Source organism: Sphaerisporangium corydalis (assembly GCF_025506355.1).
GTDB classification, from domain to species: domain Bacteria; phylum Actinomycetota; class Actinomycetes; order Streptosporangiales; family Streptosporangiaceae; genus Sphaerisporangium; species Sphaerisporangium corydalis.
On the sequence record NZ_JANZYP010000043.1, the window covers coordinates 44,338 to 62,833 of the forward strand.

The 18,496-nt window shown below is 72.8% G+C and carries 18 protein-coding genes; 13 read left to right on the top strand and 5 right to left on the bottom strand.

Translation table 11 applies throughout. From position 1 onward, the window contains the following. Positions 1-58 precede the first annotated feature (58 nt). A complete protein-coding gene (locus NYZ98_RS26245) occupies positions 59-829 on the top strand; it encodes an adenosylcobinamide-GDP ribazoletransferase (RefSeq protein WP_262845989.1) in 771 nt (256 codons plus the stop codon). A 111-nt stretch (positions 830-940) separates the two neighbouring features. Here NYZ98_RS26245 and NYZ98_RS26250 read toward each other — a convergent pair whose 3' ends face one another. Continuing rightward, positions 941-1,930 carry a DUF1648 domain-containing protein gene (locus NYZ98_RS26250; protein WP_262845991.1) on the bottom strand — a complete coding sequence of 330 codons (990 nt, stop codon included), beginning with the start codon at positions 1,928-1,930 and terminating at the stop codon, positions 941-943. Continuing rightward, entirely contained in the window at positions 1,927-2,274 is a 348-nt protein-coding gene (locus tag NYZ98_RS26255; RefSeq protein WP_262845993.1) for a GntR family transcriptional regulator, read from the bottom strand. The genes NYZ98_RS26250 and NYZ98_RS26255 overlap by 4 nt, the downstream gene beginning before the upstream one ends. A 109-nt stretch (positions 2,275-2,383) precedes the next feature. Here NYZ98_RS26255 and NYZ98_RS26260 point away from each other — a divergent pair, with 109 nt between their 5' ends. The 10 genes from NYZ98_RS26260 (at position 2,384) to NYZ98_RS26305 (ending at position 14,722) form a co-directional block, all read left to right on the top strand. Beyond that, positions 2,384-3,922 (top strand): leucyl aminopeptidase, encoded by a 1,539-nt coding sequence (locus NYZ98_RS26260; RefSeq protein ID WP_380708311.1) that lies wholly within the window; start codon positions 2,384-2,386, stop codon positions 3,920-3,922. Positions 3,923-4,089: 167 nt separating this feature from the next. Then, positions 4,090-5,469: a dihydrolipoyl dehydrogenase gene (lpdA, locus tag NYZ98_RS26265; RefSeq protein WP_262845995.1), complete on the top strand. Its 1,380-nt coding sequence runs from the start codon at positions 4,090-4,092 to the stop codon at positions 5,467-5,469. A gap of 30 nt (positions 5,470-5,499) precedes the next feature. Then, entirely contained in the window at positions 5,500-6,984 is a 1,485-nt protein-coding gene (gene sucB, locus NYZ98_RS26270; protein ID WP_262845997.1) for a 2-oxoglutarate dehydrogenase, E2 component, dihydrolipoamide succinyltransferase, read from the top strand. Positions 6,985-7,065: 81 nt separating this feature from the next. After that, positions 7,066-7,992: a TIGR01777 family oxidoreductase gene (locus NYZ98_RS26275; RefSeq protein ID WP_262845999.1), complete on the top strand. Its 927-nt coding sequence runs from the start codon at positions 7,066-7,068 to the stop codon at positions 7,990-7,992. 96 nt (positions 7,993-8,088) lie between these two features. Beyond that, on the top strand, positions 8,089-8,829 hold the full coding sequence (locus NYZ98_RS26280) for a Type 1 glutamine amidotransferase-like domain-containing protein (RefSeq protein ID WP_262846001.1): 741 nt from the start codon (positions 8,089-8,091) through the stop codon (positions 8,827-8,829). A 77-nt stretch (positions 8,830-8,906) separates the two neighbouring features. After that, entirely contained in the window at positions 8,907-9,575 is a 669-nt protein-coding gene (gene lipB / locus NYZ98_RS26285; RefSeq protein WP_380708334.1) for a lipoyl(octanoyl) transferase LipB, read from the top strand. Positions 9,576-9,660: 85 nt separating this feature from the next. After that, positions 9,661-10,590: a lipoyl synthase gene (gene lipA / locus NYZ98_RS26290; protein WP_262846004.1), complete on the top strand. Its 930-nt coding sequence runs from the start codon at positions 9,661-9,663 to the stop codon at positions 10,588-10,590. Between the two features lie 112 nt (positions 10,591-10,702). Continuing rightward, a complete protein-coding gene (locus tag NYZ98_RS26295) occupies positions 10,703-13,183 on the top strand; it encodes a beta-glucosidase family protein (protein WP_407696434.1) in 2,481 nt (826 codons plus the stop codon). Between the two features lie 55 nt (positions 13,184-13,238). Beyond that, a complete protein-coding gene (locus NYZ98_RS26300) occupies positions 13,239-13,919 on the top strand; it encodes a DUF4191 domain-containing protein (RefSeq protein WP_262846008.1) in 681 nt (226 codons plus the stop codon). 32 nt (positions 13,920-13,951) lie between these two features. Beyond that, on the top strand, positions 13,952-14,722 hold the full coding sequence (locus tag NYZ98_RS26305) for a class I SAM-dependent methyltransferase (protein ID WP_262846010.1): 771 nt from the start codon (positions 13,952-13,954) through the stop codon (positions 14,720-14,722). A gap of 21 nt (positions 14,723-14,743) precedes the next feature. On the opposite strand, the gene NYZ98_RS26310 is transcribed toward NYZ98_RS26305, so the two are convergent. Continuing rightward, positions 14,744-15,202 carry an RDD family protein gene (locus NYZ98_RS26310; protein WP_262846012.1) on the bottom strand — a complete coding sequence of 153 codons (459 nt, stop codon included), beginning with the start codon at positions 15,200-15,202 and terminating at the stop codon, positions 14,744-14,746. A 143-nt stretch (positions 15,203-15,345) separates the two neighbouring features. Between NYZ98_RS26310 and glnA the strand changes: the two genes are divergently transcribed. Next, positions 15,346-16,770 carry a type I glutamate--ammonia ligase gene (glnA, locus tag NYZ98_RS26315; RefSeq protein WP_262846014.1) on the top strand — a complete coding sequence of 475 codons (1,425 nt, stop codon included), beginning with the start codon at positions 15,346-15,348 and terminating at the stop codon, positions 16,768-16,770. 86 nt (positions 16,771-16,856) lie between these two features. Here the strand turns inward: glnA and NYZ98_RS26320 are convergent, their stop codons facing one another. Continuing rightward, entirely contained in the window at positions 16,857-17,009 is a 153-nt protein-coding gene (locus NYZ98_RS26320; RefSeq protein ID WP_262846016.1) for a hypothetical protein, read from the bottom strand. A gap of 201 nt (positions 17,010-17,210) precedes the next feature. Here NYZ98_RS26320 and NYZ98_RS26325 point away from each other — a divergent pair, with 201 nt between their 5' ends. Continuing rightward, complete coding sequence (locus NYZ98_RS26325; protein WP_262846018.1) at positions 17,211-17,393, top strand: hypothetical protein; 183 nt, start codon at positions 17,211-17,213, stop codon at positions 17,391-17,393. A gap of 40 nt (positions 17,394-17,433) precedes the next feature. Here the strand turns inward: NYZ98_RS26325 and NYZ98_RS26330 are convergent, their stop codons facing one another. After that, the gene (locus NYZ98_RS26330; RefSeq protein WP_262846020.1) at positions 17,434-18,483 is read right to left on the bottom strand and encodes a polysaccharide deacetylase family protein; all 1,050 of its coding nucleotides are present in this window, start codon (positions 18,481-18,483) and stop codon (positions 17,434-17,436) included. Positions 18,484-18,496 lie beyond the last annotated feature (13 nt).

Consider the following 18,496-nt stretch of genomic DNA (forward strand, 5'->3'; position numbering starts at 1 on the left):
CCCGGCCCCGTAGCCCTGACCCCGCCACGCCCCCTGTCACCCGAGGAACCGGAACGCCATGACCGCATCGGAGGCCCCGGAGGGGCCGCTCGCCGCCGGGCTGCGCCTGGCCGCCGGCACGCTCACCATCTGGCCGGCGGGGACGCCGCGCGCCGACCGCGAGACGGCGGGCCGGGCGATGACCCTGGCCCCGGTGGTCGGCCTGCTGCTCGGCGTGGCGGCGGCGGTGGTCATGGCCGTCGCCGGCCGCGCGGTCGCGCCGCTGCTCGCGGCGGGCCTGGGCGTGGGCGCGCTGGCCGTGCTGACCCGGGGCCTGCACCTGGACGGGCTCGCCGACCTGGCGGACGGCCTCGGGAGCGGGCGGCCGGCCGAGGGCGCGCTGGAGATCATGAAGCGGTCCGACATCGGGCCGTTCGGCGTGGTGGCGCTGGTGTTCACGCTGCTGGTCCAGGTGGCCGCGGCGGCCGAGGCGGGACCGGCGGCGCTCGCCGTCGCGTGCGTCACCGGGCGCCTGGCGGTGACCTGGGCCTGCGTCACGGGCGTCCCTCCGGCGCGGCCGGAGGGGCTCGGGGCGATGGTGGCCGGGACGGTGCGCCAGAGCGACGCGATCATCGCGACCGGGGCGGCCGTCGCGGTGGCCCTGGTCGCCGGCCTGGCGTCGGGAGCGCCGGTGGCCTATCCACTGGCGGTCCTCGCCGGGCTCGGCGCCGCGTGGGCGCTCAGGGCGCACGCCACGCGGCGGCTCGGGGGGATCACCGGCGACGTGCTGGGCGCCCTGGTCGAGACCGCCACCGCCGTCGCCCTGCTGGTCTGCGCCGCATTCCTGTGACCTGCGGCGGCGAAGGCTCCGCCGTCCTGTGACCGGCGGCGGGACCGGCGCCTCCGTCCCTGCGACAGGAAGGCGTCGCCTTCCTGTGAGCCGCGGCGCCGGCGCCGTGGGTCAGGAGACGGGGGCGCGCCGGGCGATGAGGCCGTTCAGGAGCGCGGCGCCGTGGGCGGCGTCGTCGACGCTGACGGCCAGCTCGCCCCCGGACAGGTCGCGCACCACGAGGCACTCGCCCGCGCGGATCATGATGGTCACGCTCCCGGCCAGCCCCCTGATCCCCCAGCCGCCGACCTCCGAGGGGCGGCGCTCCTCGGCCCGCGCGCTCTGGAGCGTGGCCAGCGGAAGGGTGCGCCTCGGCCGGCGGAACGGGCCGAAGGCGATGACCAGGCCGCCGTCCCCCACCCGCACACCGGCCGTCGAGACCCAGAGCACCACGAGCCCGGCGACGGCCAGCACCCCGGCCGCGACCAGGGCGACCCCGGCCGCGACGATGCCGCCGGCGACGGCCAGCGCGACCGCGGCCACCAGGCACGCGACGCCCGTCCCTGTGACCCACCCGTTGGAGGCGGAGGACACCCACACCGTCCGCCGGTCCGGCCGCAGGCGCATCCCGGCCTGCGGGACCACCGGCTCGCGGACCAGCGGCTCGTCCGGCCCCGGGCCGCCCGCCGCCCGGCCCAGCGCGCCGCCGGCCGCCGCGGCGGCGAAGACGAGCAGGAACGCCCGCCAGCCGAGCGGGCCGGCCTCGTGCCAGCCGGGCCGGTCGAGGTTGGCGGCCAGGGTGATCGCCTGCGTGCCCACGGCGAACGCGGCGCCCGCGCCGAGGACGATCCCGAGGGTCCTGCGGTGGGCCCGGTGCCGCAGGGCGTTCCAGCGCAGGTGCGCGCAGACGGCGATGGCCACCGGAAGCGCCCAGACCGCCAGGGAGAGCGAGAACGAGGCCCAGAAGGGCAACGAGCGGTCGGGCCGCCCCGACGGCCCCCAGTGGGCCGCGAGCGGCTCGGGGAGGCGGTCGCGCAGCAGCAGGGGGACGGCGACCAGGATCCCGGTCACCGTCGCGGTCCACGCGCCGGCCACCAGGAGCGACCGCGACGGGTGGCTCATGACAACTCCTTGATGATCTCGATCACTTCTTCGGGACGGTGGCCGTATCGCTCCGCCTCGTCCAGCAGTTCGCGGGCCATGCGCCGCAGGACCTCGCGCCCGTCGGGGGGACGGAGCACCGAGACCCCCCGGCCCCGGCGGAACTCCAGCACCCCCTCGTCCCGCAGGTCGCGCAGGGCGCGCAGCACCGTGTTGGCGTTGACCCCGAGCGCGTCGGCGAGTTCGCGGGCCGAGGGCAGCCGCTGCCCGGGGAGCACGGTCCCCGAGGCGACGGCGCGCCTGACGGCTCCCGCCACCTGCTCGTGGAGCGGCCGTGGGTCGTTCAGGTCGAGTGTGAGCAACATGGTGCTAGTGACATTAGCACCATTGATACCAAGCGTCCAGGATGTGGCCGATCAACCTGCCCGCCCGGTGTTTTCCCAGGTGAGGAATTCGTAGGACGAACCCTCGTTTATGCGTACGCGTGAAGCACGGCTAGCATCGGCCTACGTGACGACAGTGCGACTTAACGCCCTTGACTCGGGGTCGGTGGAGACCGGCGCCCTCGTAGTCGGCATCAATACCTCCCCTGACGGCCTCCGTCCCGCGCCGGGTGCGGAGGACCTCGACGCGGCGCTCACCGGCGGGCTCGCCGCGACCCTGACCTCGCTCGGCTTCACCGGCAAGCCCGGGGAGGTCGCGAAGTTCCCGACGTTCGGCGCGGTCCCCGCGCCCGTGGCCGTCGCCGTCGGCCTCGGAGACGCCCCCGATGAGCCCGGCGCCTACGACCTCGAAGTGCTGCGCCGCGCGGCCGGCGTGGCGACCCGCGCCCTGGCGGGAACGCCCAGCGCCACGCTCGCGCTGCCCGCCGCGACGGCGGAGCAGGCGGAGGCGGTGGCCCTCGGCGGCCTCCTCGGCGTCTACGACTTCACCCGCTACCGCACCGGCGGCGACGCCAAGGCGGCCGTCGGCGAGCTGGTCGTGCTGAGCGGCGCCTCCGGCGCCGATGAGGCCGTGGGCAAGGCCGCGACACTGGCCGAGTCCGTCACGCTCGTCCGCGACCTGGTGAACACCCCGCCGTCGGACCTGTCGCCCGGCGGCTTCGCCGAGCTCGCCGAGGAGGCCGGCACCAAGGCCGGCCTGTCGGTCGAGGTCCTGGACGAGGTGGCGCTGAAGGAGGGCGGCTACGGAGGCATCGTCGGCGTCGGGCAGGGCTCGGCCAACCCGCCCCGGCTGGTCCGGCTCGGCTACTCCCACCCCGCGGCCGAGACGACCGTGGCCTTCGTCGGCAAGGGCATCACCTTCGACTCCGGCGGCCTGTCGCTGAAGCCGTCCGCCTCCATGCCGTGGATGAAGTCCGACATGGGCGGCGCCGGCGCGGTGTTCGGCGCGCTGCTGGCGATCGCCAAGCTCGGGCTGCGCGTCAACGCCGTCGGCTACCTGTGCCTGGCGGAGAACATGCCGAGCGGCACCGCCCAGCGCCCCTCCGACGTGCTCACCACCTACGCGGGCAAGACCGTCGAGGTGCTGGACACCGACGCCGAGGGCCGCCTGGTGCTGGCCGACGGCATCGCCCGCGCCGGCGAGGACGACCCCGACCTCATCATCGACGTGGCCACCCTGACCGGCGGCCAGATCGTCGCGCTCGGCTGGCGCACCTGCGGCGTCATGGCCTCCGACGACGAGCTGCGCGAGGAGGTCGTCGGCGTCGCCGTGGCGCAGGGCGAGGCCGCCTGGGGCATGCCGCTGCCCGAGGAGCTCCGCAAGGGCCTGGACTCCCCGATCGCCGACATCGCCAACCTCAACCCCGAGCGGTCCGGCAGCATGCTCGCCGCCGGCCTGTTCCTGCGCGAGTTCGTCCCCGAGGGCGTGCGCTGGGCCCACGTGGACATGGCGGGGCCGGCGTTCAACAAGGAGGCGCCCCACGGGTACACCCCCAAGGGCGGCACCGGCGTGATCACCCGCACCCTGGTGGCACTGGCCGAGCGCCACCAGGCGGCACGCGAGGCATGATGACCGAGGGACGCGCGCGGCCGGGGAGCCGCCGGGGCCGGCCGGCGGCCAAGCGCGTCACATACACGTGCGACAAGTGAAAAGATGCTGTTGGGCAGGCCGGGCGCGCCGCGAGAGCGGCCTCGACCCGGCCGTGAGGTCCCACCGATCCGACAAGGAGCTTTCCAGTGGCTGATGGCAGCGGCCCCTTCGACATCGTTGTCCTGGGCGGCGGTAGCGGCGGCTACGCCTGCGCCCTGCGAGCGGCCGAGCTAGGCAAGACCGTCGCGCTGATCGAGAAGGACAAGATCGGCGGCACGTGCCTGCACCGGGGATGCATCCCCACAAAGGCGCTCCTGCACGCGGCGGAGATCGCCGACGAGACGCGCGAGGCCGCGACCGTCGGGGTCAAGGCCCGCTTCGAGGGCATCGAGATGTCCGGCGTCCACTCCTTCAAGGACAAGATCGTCACCCGCGCCTGGAAGGGCGTCCAGGGCCTGCTCAAGAGCAGGGGCGTCACGATCGTCGAGGGCGAGGGCCGGCTGGCCGGCGCCAACCGCGTCATCGTCGGCGACCAGGCCGTCGAAGGCCACAACATCGTGCTGGCGACCGGCTCGGTGCCGAAGTCGCTCCCCGGCCTGGAGATCGACGGCCAGCGGGTCATCACCAGCGACCACGCGCTGAAGCTGGAGCGCGTCCCGTCCTCGGTGATCGTCCTCGGCGGCGGCGTCATCGGCGTCGAGTTCGCCTCCGTCTGGAAGTCGTTCGGCTCCGAGGTCACGATCATCGAGGCGCTCCCCCACCTGCTGCCGCTGGAGGAGGAGTCCAGCTCCAAGCTGCTGGAGCGCGCCTTCCGCCGCCGTGGCATCAAGTACGAGCTGGGCACGCGCTTCGAGAGCGTCAAGACCACCGACACCGGCGTCGTCGTGACGCTGGAGGGCGGCAAGACCTTCGACGCCGAGCTGCTGCTGGTGGCGGTCGGCCGCGGCGCCGTCGCCTCCGGGATGGGCTTCGAGGAGAGCGGGATCGCCATCGAGCGCGGCGCCGTCGTCGTGGACGGGTACTGCCGCACCAGCGTGCCCGGGGTCTACGCGGTCGGCGACCTGATCCCGACCCTCCAGCTCGCGCACGCCGGCTTCGCCGAGGGCATCCTGGTCGCCGAGCACATCGCGGGCCTCGACCCGGTGCCGATCGACTACGCCGGGGTGCCCCGCATCACCTACTCCGACCCCGAGGTGGCCTCGGTGGGCATCACGTCGGCCACCGCCAGGGAGCGGGGCCTGGAGATCACCGAGCTGGTCTACGACCTCGGCGGCAACCCCAAGAGCCAGATCCTGGGGACCCAGGGCGCCGTGAAGATCATCGCCCAGAAGGACGGCCCGGTGCTCGGGGTCCACATGGTCGGCAAGCGCATGGGAGAACTCGTCACCGAGGGGCAGCTCATCTACAACTGGGAGGCCCTGCCCTCCGAGGTGGCCCAGCTCATCCACGCGCACCCGACCCAGTCCGAGGCCGTCGGCGAGGCGATGCTCGCCCTGGCCGGCAAGCCCCTGCACGTACACAACTAAGCCCTCACAGGAAACGCGAGAGAAGACACCATGCCGGTTTCCGTAACCATGCCCCAGCTCGGCGAGAGCGTGACCGAGGGCACCGTCACCCGCTGGTTGAAGAAGGAGGGCGACCAGGTCGAGACCGACGAGCCGTTGCTCGAAGTCTCCACCGACAAGGTCGACACCGAGATCCCCTCCCCGTCCGCGGGCGTGCTCACCAAGATCGTGGTGGCCGAGGACGAGACCGTCGAGGTCGGCGCCGAGCTGGCCGTCATCGACCAGAACGGCTCCTCGGGCGGTTCCGCCGCCCCCGCGCAAGCGGAGCCGAAGGCCGAGGCGGAGCCCGAGCCCGAACCGGAGCCCGAGCCCGAGCAGCGGCCCGAGCCCCAGCAGGCCAAGGCCGAGCCGGCCCAGGCGCCCGCCTCCTCGATCCCGCAGCCGCCCGCGCCGCAGCCCGCCCAGCAGCAGCAGCCGCCGCGCCCGCAGCCGCAGCAGGCCCAGCAGCAGGCCCCGGCCACCGCCTCCCCGTCGCCGATCGCGCCCTCGGGCCCGGGCGGCGACAGCCCGTACGTCACCCCGCTGGTCCGCAAGCTCGCGGGCGAGCACGGCGTGGACCTCGACGCGCTGAGCGGCACCGGCGTCGGCGGTCGCATCCGCAAGCAGGACGTGCTGGAGGCCGCGCGCGTGCAGCGCGAGCAGGCCCAGGCGGCGCAGGCCCAGGCCGCGCAGCCCGCTCCGGCCCAGCCCGCCCAGGCCGCCGCCCCGGCGCAGCAGCCCGCCGCGCCCGAGCCGGTCCAGGCCGACACCACGCTGCGCGGCCGCACCGAGAAGATGTCGCGCATGCGGCAGACCATCGCCAAGCGCACGATGGAGTCGCTGCAGTCGTCGGCGCAGCTCACCTCGGTCGTCGAGGTCGACGTCACCAAGATCGCGCGGCTGCGCGACCGCGCCAAGGCCGACTTCCAGCGCCGCGAGGGCGTGAAGCTCAGCTTCATGCCGTTCTTCGCGCTGGCGACGGTCGAGGCGCTCAAGCAGCACCCCAAGCTGAACGCGGTGATCAACAGCGAGACCAACGAGGTCACCTACTTCGACCACGAGCACCTGGCCTTCGCCGTCGACGCCGAGCGGGGCCTGGCCTCCGCGGTGATCAAGGACGCGGGCGACCTCAACATCGCCGGCCTGGCCCGTAAGATCGCCGACCTGGCCGAGCGCACCCGCACCAACAAGGTCAGCCCCGACGAGCTGTCGGGCGGCACGTTCACGCTGACCAACACCGGCAGCCGCGGCGCGCTGTTCGACACGCCGATCATCAACCAGCCGCAGGTCGCGATCCTCGGCACCGGCGCGGTCGTCAAGCGTCCCGTGGTGCTCGACACGCCGGAGGGCGAGGTCATCGCGGTCCGCTCGATGGTGTACCTCGCGCTGACCTACGACCACCGCCTGGTCGACGGCGCCGACGCCGCCCGCTTCCTGACGACGGTCAAGCGCCGCCTGGAGGAGGGCCGCTTCGAGAACCAGCTCGGCCTGGCCTGACCGGGCTCCGGCCGGTCCCCCGCGCGAGACACGGCGGGGAACCGGCCGGGTGCCGGGGCGGCGGCGACGTAGGGTGATCGCATGGCAGTCGTCGTCACCGGCTCGTCCGGGCTTCTCGGGTCTGCCCTCGTCCGCGCGCTGCGTGACCAGGGCCGATCCGTCGTCAGACTCGTCCGCAGAACGCCCGCGGAACCCGACGAGGCGTTCTGGGATCCCCACGAGGGCGTCCTCGACCCCGCGGCGCTGGAGGGGTGCGAGGCCGTCGTCCACCTCGCCGGGGCCGGCATCGCCGACAAGCGCTGGACCGACGAGCGCCGGCGCGAGCTGCTCGGCAGCCGCGTGGACGGCACGCGCACCCTCGCCACCGCCATCGCCGGGCTGCGGGACAAGCCCGCCGTCCTGCTGTCGGGGTCGGCCGTCGGCATCTACGGCGACACCGGCGAGCACCCCGTGGAGGAGTCCTGGGAGCCGCCCGCGCGCCGGGGCCGCGAGGGCACTCCCCCGCACGGGCAGTGGCTCGCCGACCTGGCCACCGCCTGGGAGGCCGAGACCGCGCCCGCGGAGAAGGCGGGCGTGCGGGTGGTGCGGATGCGCACCGGCCACGTCCTGAGCCGCGAGGGCGGTTTCCTCGGGAAGATGCTGCCGGTGTTCCGGCTGGGCATCGGCGCCCCGCTCGGCTCCGGCCGGCAGTACACCTCGTGGATCTCGCTGCCCGACTGGCTCGGCGCGGTGACCCATCTCCTGGCCGAGCCGGAGGTGGCCGGGCCGGTGAACCTCACCGCCCCGACCCCGGTCACCAACGCCGAGTTCACCCGCTCGCTCGGGCACGCCCTGCGGCGCCCGACCATGCCGCTGTCGGTGCCCGGCTTCGCCCTGCGGGCGGGGGTGGGCGACCTGGCCGACGAGGGACTGCTCATCGGGCAGCGCGTGCTGCCCCGGCGCCTGCTGGAGATGGGGTACCGGTTCCGGCATCCTCGCCTCGACGAGGCATTGGCAGCCATACTCTAGGGTGCCGTTCCGGTGATGGGGGAGAGCCGCGGCGACTCGGCCCTCCGGCCGTGATCCGGGGCGCGTCAGCCCCCCGAGAAGGCAGCAGGAGAGACCATGACCAGGCTCGGCCAGTCCCACATTCTCGCCATCGGCGGCGGTTCGTTTCGCCAGACCCGACGCCAGGGATCCCTGGAGCCGTCGGGCCTGCTTCGCTACGCGCTCGACCTGACCGGCCAGGACCGGCCCAAGCTCGGGCTGCTCGCCACCGCGACCGGCGACGACGCCGACTGGCTGCTCAAGATGTACGGGGCCTTCCATACATGGGACGTGGAGGTGAGCCACCTAGCCCTGTTCCCGATGCCCAGCGTCGAGAGCCCCCGCGACTGGCTGCTGGAACAGGACGTCATCTACGTCAGCGGCGGCAGCGTCGCCAACCTGGCGGTGCTGTGGAAGCTGCACGGCCTCGACGAGGCGTTCGAGGAGGCGTGGCGGGCGGGCGTGGTGCTGTCGGGCCAGAGCGCGGGGGCGCTGTGCTGGCACGTCGGCGGCAACACCGACTCGTTCGGGCCGGTCCTGCGCCCGTGGGCGGAGGGCCTGGCCCTGCTGCCCTACTCCTGCGGCGTCCACTACAACTCCGACCCCCAGCGCCGCGCCCTGCTGCACGAGTCCATCGTCTCCGGCGAGCTGCCCGAGGGGTACGCCGCCGACGAGGGGGTGGCCCTGCACTACGTCGGGCGCGAGTTCATCCAGGCCGTGACGGTCGACCCCGCCGGGTACGCGTACAAGATCGAGCGCGACGGCGCCGAGGGACGCGTGAAGGAGTTCCGCGTCGAACCTCGCCTGCTGACGACCTGACCTCGCGTTAGGCTGACCCCGTGAGCGAGCGCGCCAAGCACGAGAGCAGCACCGACAGCGGGGCCGCAAGGCTCGCGCTGGTCCGCCTCGGGGTCGACGTCCCCTACGAGCAGGCGTGGGAGCTCCAGCGCCAGGTCCACGCCCGCCGGGTCGCCGGAGCCATCCCCGACACGTGCCTGATGCTGGAGCACGCCCCGGTCTACACGGCGGGAAAGCGCACCCGCGCGGAGGAGCGGCCGGTCGACGGCACCCCCGTGATCGACGTCGACCGGGGCGGGAAGATCACCTGGCACGGTCCCGGCCAGCTCGTCGGGTACCCCATCGTCCGGCTGACCGACGCGCTCGACGTGATCGCCTACGTCCGCCTGCTGGAGGAGTCGCTGATCCAGGTGTGCGCCGACTTCGGCGTGGTCGCGGGCCGGGTCGCGGGCCGCAGCGGCGTGTGGGTGGCCGGCGACCCCGCCAGCGGCCTGCCCGACCGCAAGCTCGGGGCGATCGGCATCCGGGTGGCCAGGGGCGTCACGATGCACGGCTACGCGCTCAACTGCGCCAACGACCCGAGCTGGTTCAACCGCATCATCCCGTGCGGCATCAGCGACGCCGGCGTCACCTCGCTGTCGGCCGAGACCGGGCGGCGCATCACCGTCGACGAGGTCCTGCCCTTCGCCGAGAAGCGGCTGGCCGAGGCCCTCGGCTCGCAGGGCCTCGAAGTGCAGGAGGAGGACCTGCTGTCCGGCCGTTTCTGAGCGCGCCGGCGGCCCGCGCCCGTGCCCGGCGACCAGGGGGATCCCGGCGTCCGGGCAGGCCGCCGGGGAGACGTAAGCTGAACGGGTGACCGTTGCTCCTGAAGGCCGAAAGCTCCTCCGCCTGGAGGTGCGCAACAGCCAGACCCCCATTGAGCGCAAGCCCCCGTGGATCAAGACCCGGCTCAGGAACGGGCCGAACTTCAACGAGATCAGATCGCTCGTGAAGGACCAGGGCCTGCACACGGTGTGCCAGGAGGCCGGCTGCCCGAACATCTCCGAGTGCTGGGAGGACCGCGAGGCCACCTTCCTCATCGGCGGCGACCAGTGCACGCGGCGCTGCGACTTCTGCCAGATCGACACCGGCAAGCCCGCCGAGTACGACCGGGACGAGCCGCGCCGGGTCGCCGAGTCCGTCGCCCAGATGGGCCTGCGGTACGCCACCGTGACCGGTGTCGCCCGTGACGACCTGCCCGACGGCGGCTCCTGGCTGTACGCCGAGACCGCGCGGCGGATCCACGCGATGGTCCCCGGGTGCGGCGTCGAGCTGCTGGTCCCCGACTTCAACGGCGACCGCGGCCAGCTCGAAGAGGTGTTCTCCAGCCGCCCCGAGGTGTTCGCGCACAACATCGAGACCGTGCCGCGCATCTTCAAGCGCATCCGCCCGGCGTTCCGCTACGACCGCTCCCTGCGGGTCATCACGATGGCCCACGAGGCGGGGCTGGTCACCAAGTCCAACCTCATCCTCGGCATGGGCGAGGAGCGCGAGGAGGTCGTGCAGGCGATGCGCGACCTGCGCGAGGCCGGCTGCGACCTGCTGACCATCACCCAGTACCTGCGCCCGACCCCCCGCCACCACCCCGTGGACCGCTGGGTCAAGCCCGACGAGTTCGTGGCCCTGCAGAAGGACGCCGAGGAGATCGGCTTCACCGGGGTGATGTCCGGCCCGCTGGTGCGGTCCTCCTACCGCGCCGGCCGCCTGTACCGGCAGGCCGTCGAGGCGCGCCAGACGGCCTGAGCCGCAGGTGCCCGCCGGAGTCCCCCGACCGTCAGGGAGCGTCGTGGACATCGAGCGACTCATCGGCGTCCTCAGCCTGCCCGCCAAGGTCCGCCTGCTCACCGGGGCGGGCATGTGGGCGCTCCCGGCGCTGCCGGAGATCGGTCTGCGCCGGCTGGTGATGAGCGACGGCCCGATCGGGGTGCGCGGCGAGCAGTGGTCCTCCGCCGACCCCTCGATCGCGCTGCCGAGCCCGTCCGCCCTGGCCGCGACCTGGGACGTCGCGCTGGTGCGGCGGGCGGGCCGCCTGCTGGCCCAGGAGGCGCGCCGCAAGGGCGTGCACGTCCTGCTCGCCCCGACGATCAACATCCACCGCAGCCCGCTCGGCGGCAGGCACTTCGAGTGCTTCTCGGAGGACCCCCTGCTCACCGGCGAGATCGGCGCGGCGTACGTCGAGGGCGTGCAGGACGGCGGGGTCGCCGCCACACCCAAGCACTTCGTGGCCAACGACTCCGAGACCGATCGGTTCACCGTCGACGTCGTCGTCGGCGAACAGGCGCTCCGCGAGATCTACCTGGCGCCGTTCGAGCGGGTGGTGCGGGCCGGGGCGTGGGGCGTCATGGCGGCGTACAACTCGGTCGGCGGCACCACCATGACCGAGCACGCCGGCCTGCTGAACGGCGTGCTGAAGGGCGAGTGGGGTTTCGACGGGTTCGTGGTCTCCGACTGGACCGCCGCGCGTTCCACCGACGCGCCGGCCCTCGGCGGGCTGGACGTGGTGATGCCGGGGCCGTACGGGCCGTGGGGCGAGGAGCTGGTGGCGGCCGTCCGGGAGGGGCGGGTGCCCGAGGAGGTCGTGGACGACAAGGTGCGCCGGGTGCTGCGGCTGGCCGAGCGGGTAGGCGCGCTGGACGGCCCCCCGCCCCCCGCCCCGCCCGATCGGATCGCCCCGCCTGATCCGCCCGACCCGCCGAATCCGCCCGATCCGCACGACCCGCCGAATCCGCCCGATCCGCACGACCCGCCGAATCCGCCCGATCCGCACGACCCGCCCGATGCGCCCGGCCCGCTCGATCCGCCGAATCCGTCCGATCGGATCGACGGAAGGGCGCTGGCCCGGGAGGTGGCGGCGCGTTCGTTCACCCTGCTGCGCAACGAGGGCGGCCTGCTGCCGTTGCGCGGGATACGCAGCGTCGCCCTGATCGGCTCGGCCGCGGCCGAGCCGCGCGCCATGGGCGGCGGCAGCGCCCAGGTGTTCCCCGACGGCGTCGTGTCCCCCCTTGAGGGCCTGCGCCGCCGGGGCGGCGCCGACGTGCGCCACGCCGTCGGCACCGACCCCCGGGTCCGGCTGGCGCCGCTGGCCGCGCCCGCCACGGCGGTGTTCCTGGACGCCGGCGGCGGCACCCTGGCCGAGCACCCGCTGCGCACCGCCGAGGCGCGGTGGGTCGGCGACCTGCCCCCCGGCCTGGACGGCTCCCGGCTGGCCGCCGTGGAGCTGCGCACGACCCTGGTCCCGGAGGTCTCCGGCCTCCACCACCTGTCGATCTCGGGCGCGGGGACGTTCACGCTGTCGGTCGACGGGCACACCGTGCTGGACGAGACGATCGCCGTCCCCGGCGGCGACCCGGCGGCGGCCCTCCTCGCGCCCGCCGAGCGCCGCATCGTCGTCGAGCTGACAGCGGGCGCCCCGGCGGCGCTGGCCGTGCGCCACGCGACGTCCGCGTTCCGCGGCATGGGGTTCATCGCCTTCTCCCTCGGTCACGCCGGGCCCTCGGCCGACGACGACACCCTGATCGCCGAGGCGGCCGGCATCGCGGCCGGTGCCGACGTGGCCGTCGTGGTCGCGGCGACGACCCCCGAGGTGGAGAGCGAGGGCGCCGACCGCGCGAGCCTGGCGCTCCCCGGCCGGCAGGACGAGCTGATCTTCCGGGTCGCCGAGGCCAACCCGCGCACGATCGTCGTGCTCAACACCGGGTCGCCGGTCGAGATGCCGTGGCTGGACCGGGTCGCCGGCGTCCTGCTGACGTGGTTCCCCGGGCAGGAGGGCGGGGACGCCCTGGCGGACGTGCTGTCCGGCGACGCCGAGCCCGGCGGGCGGCTGCCCACCACCTGGCCGGCCCGGATGGCGGACGTGCCCGTGCTGGACGTCACCCCCGTGGACGGGGAGCTGCGCTACGACGAGGGGACGGCGGTGGGCCACCGCGCCTGGGAGCGCGCGGGGACCGCGCCGGCCTTCTGGTTCGGCCACGGGCTCGGGTACACCACCTGGTCCTACGACGAGGTCGCCGTCCTGCGGACGGACGGCGGCGGGTCGGTGACGGTGGCGCTGACCAACACCGGCGGCCGGGCGGGACGCGAGGTCGTACAGGTGTATCTTTCCCGCCCGGCCGCCCCGGGGCGGGATCGGGCGTGGCGGGGCCCGAGGCTGGCGGCGTTCGACGTGGTCACGGCCGAGGCGGGCACGACGGTCCTCACCACGATGACCCTGCCGGAGCGGGCGTTCCAGGAGTGGACCGAGGAGGGCTGGCGCACGATCCCGGGGGATCATGTCCTCGAAATCGGACGTAGCGTGGCCGATCGGCCACTGAAGGCGACGCTGACGGTCACGGTCTGACCGGTCTTCAGGTCACGTTTTCCTTTCTTCAGCTCCGCATTTGTATCCTTTAACCATGGCGAACAAGCCCGCAGACCCAGAGCGCCCGGGGCGCATCAAGCAGCTCCGGATGATCGCTCAGATCATCAAGAAGGCCAACCCCAAGGGGATGCCTATCGTCTACGCGTCGGCGATCGCCACGCTGGCCGTCTTCATCGTCCTCGGGCTCGTCACGGGCCTGGTGTGGCAGCTGACCGTACTCGGCGTGATGGTCGGGATCACGGTGGGCATGGTGATCTTCGGGCAGCTCGCGCAACGCGCCCAGTACTCCATGCTCGGCGGCCAGCCGGGCGCCGCGGCGGCGATCCTGCAGAGCATGCGCGGCAACTGGGAGGTCACCCCGGCCGTCGCGGTCACCCGCGACCAGGACGTCGTGCACCGCGCCGTGGGCTACCCCGGCATCGTCCTGGTGTCGGAGGGGCCGGGCACGCGCGTGCAGAAGATGCTGGTGGCCGAGAAGAAGCGCGTGCAGCGGGTCGCGATCGACGTCCCGGTGTACGACATCCAGTGCGGCGACGGCGAGGGCCAGGTGCCGCTCAAGAAGCTCCAGCGCCACCTGATGAAGCTCCCGCGCAACCTGAAGAAGCCCGCGGTGTCGGAGGTCAACTACCGGCTCAAGGCGTTGCCGCAGTCGCTTCCGGTGCCGAAGGGCCCGATGCCGAGGGGCGCGCGCATGCCCCGAGGCAAGATGCGGTGACGCAAGGACCGCAAGGAGTCGCCCGGCGCTCGGTGGCCCAGGCCCCGACCGTCCGGGCCAATCGAGGCTGGTGGGACGCCTCCGCCGACGACTACCAGGCCGAGCACGGCGCGTTCCTCGGCGACGCGGGGTTCGTCTGGTGCCCCGAGGGGCTGGAGGAGGCCGGCGCGCGGCTGCTGGGCGAGGTGCGCGGCCGGCGGGTGCTGGAGATCGGCTGCGGTGCCGGGCAGTGCGGCCGTTGGCTCACCGCCCAGGGCGCCGAGGTGGCCGCGTTCGACCTGTCCCACCGCCAGCTCCAGCATTCACGGCGCATCGACGAGCAGGTGGGGGCCCGGCTGCCGGTCGTGCAGGCGGACGCGGCCCGCGTCCCCTTCGCCGCCAGGTCGTTCGACCTGGCCTGCTCCGCCTACGGGGCGCTGCCGTTCGTCGCCGACGCCGGCGCGGTGCTGGCGGAGACCCGCAGGGTGCTGCGGCCCGGGGGGCGGTTCGTCTTCTCCGTCAGCCATCCGGTCCGGTGGGCGTTCCCCGACGATCCCGGCCCGCGCGGCCTGACCGCCGACCGGTCGTACTTCGACCGGGCGCCCTACGTGGAGCAGGACGAGGACGGCGAGCCGTCCTACGTCGAGCACCACCACACGCTGGGCGACTGGGTGGGGCTCATCGTGGCGTCCGGGCTGACGCTCGTGGCGCTGACCGAGCCCGAGTGGCCGGCGGGGCACGACCGCGCGTGGGGCGGCTGGAGCCCGCTCAGGGGCCGCCACATCCCCGGCACGGCCATCTTCACCTGCGAGAGGCCCGCCTGACCCGACACGCTCGCCGTACGGCTAGGTCCGCAGGACGACGGTGCCGGCGGCGCGGTCGTGCAGGCCGCGCTGGTCGCGGTCCCAGATCAGGGCGGGCACGGCCAGGCAGAGCAACAGGGTCCGCAGCAGGACCGCGCCGAACGGGGGGCGCCCGCCGCCGAGTGCGGCGACCCGGACGCCGAGCAGGCGCATGCCGAAGGTCGAGCCCAGAGTGCCGACGAGCAGGACGTTCTCCAGGGCGAAGACGCCGAGGCCCACCCACGCGCCGCTGCGGGGGCCGGCGTGGAGCAGTCCCTGGGCGATGGCCCAGGTGCAGATGAGCCAGTCGATCATGATGGCCGCAAGGCGCCTGCCGAAGCCGGCGATCGACCCCGCGCCCTCCGCCGGGAGGCCCAGCCGCTCACCCGGGCGGCCGAGATCGACACCGGCCGCGCGGGTCCCGCCGATCCACGTCTGGGTCCATCTCGGTTGCTTGCTCATGCAGGTAAGATACCTAGTGGCCGCCTGGGTCCTTTCGGCGGCACACACCCCTCCGCTTAACATCCGTGAAACAAACGAGACATGGGGCGGAAACGGCACAGGCCTACGTTCGAGTCTGAAAGCCCGTGCCCCTGGGAGGTTGGATGTTCAGCTCCGCCGACGACGTCCTGAAGTTCATCAGGGACGAAGGGGTGCAGTTCGTCGACGTCAGGTTTACCGACCTGCCCGGCACGACGCACCACTTCACCTTCCCCGTGGAAAACTTCGGAGCAGGCGTCTTCACTGACGGTCTCATGTTCGACGGTTCGTCGATCCGAGGGTTCCAGGCCATCCACGAGTCGGACATGCTGCTGCTGCCCGACCCGTCCACGGCCGTCCTCGACCCCTTCCGCCAGCACAAGACCCTCATCATCAACTTCTTCGTCCACGACCCGCTGACCGGCGAGGCCTACAGCCGCGACCCGCGCAACGTCGCACGCAAGGCTGAGGAGTACCTCAAGGGCACCGGCATCGCCGACACCGTCTTCTTCGGCCCCGAGGCCGAGTTCTACATCTTCGACGACGTGCGGTTCGCGAGCAGCGCGAGCGAGTCCTTCTACCACATCGATTCGATCGAGGGCGCCTGGAACACCGGCAAGGCTCAGGAGGGCGGCAACCTCGGGTACAAGCCCCGGTACAAGGGCGGCTACTTCCCGGTCCCGCCGATGGACCACTTCACCGACCTTCGCTCGGAGATGGTCCGCCGCCTCATCGACTCCGGCATCGAGACCGAGATGCAGCACCACGAGGTGGGCACCGCCGGCCAGGCCGAGATCGACTTCCGGTTCGGCACGCTGCTGAAGACCGCCGACAACCTGATGCTGTACAAGTACATCATCAAGAACACCGCGGCCGAGTACGGCCACACGGTGACGTTCATGCCCAAGCCGATCTTCGGGGACAACGGCTCCGGCATGCACTGCCACCAGTCGCTCTGGAAGGACGGCGAGCCGCTCTTCTACGACGAGGTGGGCTACGCCGGCCTGTCGGACATGGCCCGCTACTACATCGGCGGCCTGCTCAAGCACGCGCCCGCGCTGCTGGCGTTCACCAACCCGACCGTGAACTCCTACCACCGCCTGGTGCCGGGGTACGAGGCGCCGGTCAACCTGGTCTACTCCCAGCGCAACCGCTCGGCCTGCATCCGCATCCCGATCACGGGGTCGAACCCGAAGGCCAAGCGCATCGAGTTCCGCGTGCCCGACCCGTCCTGCAACCCGTACTTCGCGTTCGCCGCGCAGCTCATGGCGGGCCTGGACGGCATCCGGAACAAGATCGAGCCGCCGCAGCCGGTCGACAAGGACCTGTACGAGCTGCCTCCCGAGGAGGCCGGCCAGGTCCCGCAGGTGCCCGGCTCGCTGCCGGAGGTCCTGCTGGCCCTCGAGGCCGACCACGAGTTCCTCCTCGAAGGCGGCGTCTTCACGCCCGACCTGATCGAGACCTGGATCTCCTACAAGCGCGAGTTCGAGATCGACCCGATCCGCCTGCGCCCGCACCCGCACGAGTTCGAGCTCTACTACGACGTGTGATCCCTGCGGTTCCGAACGGAGAACGACCCGGCACCTCGATCGGTGCCGGGTCGTTCCGCGTGCCGGGGCGGGGCGCGCCGCCGGGGTCAGCGGCGGCGGGGCTTGCCGGGGGCGGTTCCGTCGCGCTTCATGTCCACGACGGGGCCGGGGCTGGTGGGGGTGCCCTTGATCTCGGAGGACAGCTTGGTCACCGCGTGGAAGAGCTCCGCCAGAAGCGACTTGTTGCTTTTGGGGGACATAGTGGTCTCCTTGGGGGCCGGTCGCCCGTCGAGGTCACGATCATTTCGTTGATATCACGATATGTCGTGTCCGGTGGCGCGTCTACCGGTATGCCGGAGCCGTGGGGGCAGGAAGCTCCGCGGGGTCGCGGGACGTTATGGTTTTGGGAACGGGTCGCGGACAGGTCGCGTGCCCGCCCGGACGATCGAGAGGCGGATCAGGTGTTCGGTCGCAAGCCCATCGAGGAACGGCTCGCGGAGCGCCGCGCCCTGCTCCCCCCGCTCAAGGAGGGGGAGCACTTCGAGCATGGGCCGGCGAAGTTCGTTTTCGTCTTCCTGATCGTGTTCCTGGTGGTCGCCCACCTCGTCGGCCTCGTCGTCCTGATGATCATCGACCTGAACTGACCCGGCGGCCGGGCGGCGGCCCGCGCCGGGCGCGGCCCGCTCAGTAGGGCAGCGTGTAGCGGGCGAAGCGCGGTGTGACGTAGGGCGACTTGAACTTCGGGTAGGCGACCGTCGAGATGTCTCCGTCGGAGGTGTAGCGGTCCTCGGGGTGGGCGTTCAGCCAGTCGAGCCAGGCCGTCGAGCAGAAGCGGGCGCAGTCGCCGACCTTGTCCATCGCCCTGATCCGCGGGATGCCGAGCGGGTCGAAGTCCTTGCTGAAGGGTGAGGCCCCGGGGGTGTACCCCGCCAGGAACACGCCGGTGTAGTCGTATCGCACGTCCCCCGCCCCGCCGCGGATCGCCCACGTCTTGGTGCTCGGCTGGTTGCCGTACGGCAGCGCGAGCGTGGACGGGGTGTCCTTGATCAGCGAGGTGATCAGCTTGTGGCCCGCGGTGATCTGCTCGGTGACCTGCTCCTTGGACCGGCCGCGCAGGTTGAGGTGGTCGCGCGTGTGGTTGCCGATGTCGAAGTTATTGTCGTGCAGCCAGCCGAGGACCTGTGCCTGGGCCTCGGGCCCGAACGTGCCGAACATGTCCTTGATCACGTAGAAGGTGGCCACCGGCCGGAAGCCCGGGTGCTTGCGGGACACGTCCAGCAGGATGCCGACGGCGGTGTCCGGCTTGGGGGCGCCGGTGCCGTCGAGGGTGAGCTGCGAGGGCGAGGAGTCGTCGAAGGTGAGCACGACGGGGTGGGTGCCGGCCGGGATGGCGATCTTCCCGGTGGTGTACTCCCTGGCCGTGATGGGGACGTAGCCGTCCTTGGCCAGCCGTTCGAGTTCGGTGCGGAACTGCTGCGGGGTCCGGTCGTCGGTGCCCGCCGGCTTGGCCACGACCCGGTGGTACATCAGCACCGGTATCTGGCCGAGCTCGTTGGCCTTGACCTTGGCCGCCCGCGCGGCCGCCGCCTTACGCGTGTCCTGCGCCTTGTCCGGCTTGGCCGAGTTGTGCGCGGCCGGCTGTGCCACGACCTTGGTCTGCCCGTCCATGCACCCGGCCAGCGCCAGCACGCTCAGCGACAGCAATCCGATGCCACGTACCCCGAAGCCCCCCATGGCCCCCCCAACC

Coding starts and splice junctions, on each gene's coding strand:
- NYZ98_RS26245 (WP_262845989.1), top strand. CDS start 59: ATGACCGCATCGGAGGCCCCGGAGGGGCCGCTCGCCGCCGGGCTGCGC.
- NYZ98_RS26250 (WP_262845991.1), bottom strand. CDS start 1,930: ATGAGCCACCCGTCGCGGTCGCTCCTGGTGGCCGGCGCGTGGACCGCG.
- NYZ98_RS26255 (WP_262845993.1), bottom strand. CDS start 2,274: ATGTTGCTCACACTCGACCTGAACGACCCACGGCCGCTCCACGAGCAG.
- NYZ98_RS26260 (WP_380708311.1), top strand. CDS start 2,384: ATGCGTACGCGTGAAGCACGGCTAGCATCGGCCTACGTGACGACAGTG.
- sucB (WP_262845997.1), top strand. CDS start 5,500: ATGCCGGTTTCCGTAACCATGCCCCAGCTCGGCGAGAGCGTGACCGAG.
- NYZ98_RS26275 (WP_262845999.1), top strand. CDS start 7,066: ATGGCAGTCGTCGTCACCGGCTCGTCCGGGCTTCTCGGGTCTGCCCTC.
- NYZ98_RS26280 (WP_262846001.1), top strand. CDS start 8,089: ATGACCAGGCTCGGCCAGTCCCACATTCTCGCCATCGGCGGCGGTTCG.
- NYZ98_RS26295 (WP_407696434.1), top strand. CDS start 10,703: ATGTGGGCGCTCCCGGCGCTGCCGGAGATCGGTCTGCGCCGGCTGGTG.
- NYZ98_RS26300 (WP_262846008.1), top strand. CDS start 13,239: ATGGCGAACAAGCCCGCAGACCCAGAGCGCCCGGGGCGCATCAAGCAG.
- NYZ98_RS26310 (WP_262846012.1), bottom strand. CDS start 15,202: ATGAGCAAGCAACCGAGATGGACCCAGACGTGGATCGGCGGGACCCGC.
- glnA (WP_262846014.1), top strand. CDS start 15,346: ATGTTCAGCTCCGCCGACGACGTCCTGAAGTTCATCAGGGACGAAGGG.
- NYZ98_RS26320 (WP_262846016.1), bottom strand. CDS start 17,009: ATGTCCCCCAAAAGCAACAAGTCGCTTCTGGCGGAGCTCTTCCACGCG.
- NYZ98_RS26330 (WP_262846020.1), bottom strand. CDS start 18,483: ATGGGGGGCTTCGGGGTACGTGGCATCGGATTGCTGTCGCTGAGCGTG.